The sequence below is a fragment of the Halorubrum sp. SD626R genome, assembly GCF_001261915.1.
GTDB lineage: Archaea > Halobacteriota > Halobacteria > Halobacteriales > Haloferacaceae > Halorubrum.
This window is the reverse complement of record NZ_CVRT01000032.1, coordinates 1-1,085: the sequence shown is the minus strand read 5'-3', so window position 1 is coordinate 1,085 and position 1,085 is coordinate 1. Positions and strand designations below refer to the sequence as shown.

At 69.8% G+C, this 1,085-nt stretch carries 2 protein-coding genes; both read left to right on the top strand.

What is annotated here, in order from left to right; genetic code table 11:
* Positions 1-246: 246 nt before the first annotated feature.
* On the top strand, positions 247-423 hold the full coding sequence (locus SD626R_RS16660; RefSeq protein WP_158298351.1) for a hypothetical protein: 177 nt from the start codon (positions 247-249) through the stop codon (positions 421-423).
* 75 nt (positions 424-498) lie between these two features.
* On the top strand, positions 499-1,085 hold a 587-nt coding region (locus tag SD626R_RS02860; RefSeq protein WP_394324694.1), incomplete at its 3' end, for an acyltransferase.

Sequence of the window (1,085 nt, the reverse complement as noted above, 5' to 3'; positions counted from 1 at the left end):
TCGTCCGAGCGGTCGCCCCACCAGTCGGTGCCGACGACCCACGCGCCGAAGCCGATCTCCGAGACCTCGACGCCCGAGTTCCCGAGTTCGCGGTGTTGCATACCCGTTGGTTGGCGGTCGGGACACTTATCGGGCGCGGTCGGTCCCGGAAGGGCGGAATCCGACTCGTCCCGACCGCGGTCGTCGGCGCCCCCCGTTCCTCGTCACACCGCTGGATATTACTCGTCCGTCGCCGACCGGACGACCATGGACGACGCCCTTCGCCGTCGGCTCGACGCCGTCGTCGCGCTACTCGCGGTCGTCGCCGTCGTCTCGGTCACCGCGCTGCTGCTCGCGTTCGGCAGGGCCGCGATCGCCCCGGTCTTCGCGGTCGCGTTCGTCGGCGTCCTCGTCGCCCTGTTCGTCCGCGCCGAACTGTACTAACCGGGCCGCCCCGGGCCGGCGGCCGCGGCGCCGCACAACCGAATCCCTTTGGGGGACGGCGACGAAGGTGGGCCGATGACAAAGCGACACGTGTCCCTGCCCGACGGCGCGGAGGCCGGGGTCCGAGGGTTCATCGACGAGGTGGACGAGCGGCTCTCCTCGGACGAGGACACCTGCGACGTCGTTCGCGACGTCCTGATCGACCTCCACGGGGACCGCGAGCGGTGGGAGGCGTGGCGCGACGGGGAGTCGGTGTCGCGGGCGGAGCGCGTCCGCCTCCAGGGGTACGACCCGTGCAACGCCACGCTGGAGTCGGAGTACTACGCCGAGAAGGACGAGGACCGCTTCCAGCGCTCGAAACACCTCCAGTGGCTCTGGCGCCAGTTCGACGCCACGCCGATGGCCGACAACGTCGAGTTCGCCCTCCGGTTCCGCCAGATGCTCGGGAACCACCTGTTCGCGGAGTGCGGGGACGACTGTCGCTTCTTCAAGGGGATCTCCGTCACCTACGGCCACAACATCGAGGTCGGCGACAACGTCGTGATCCACGACGACGTCCACCTCGACGACCGCGGGAAGCTGACGATCGGCGACCGCGCGTCGGTCTCCGACGGCGTCCACCTCTACAGCCACGACCACGACCTCGTCGACCAGACCGAGGT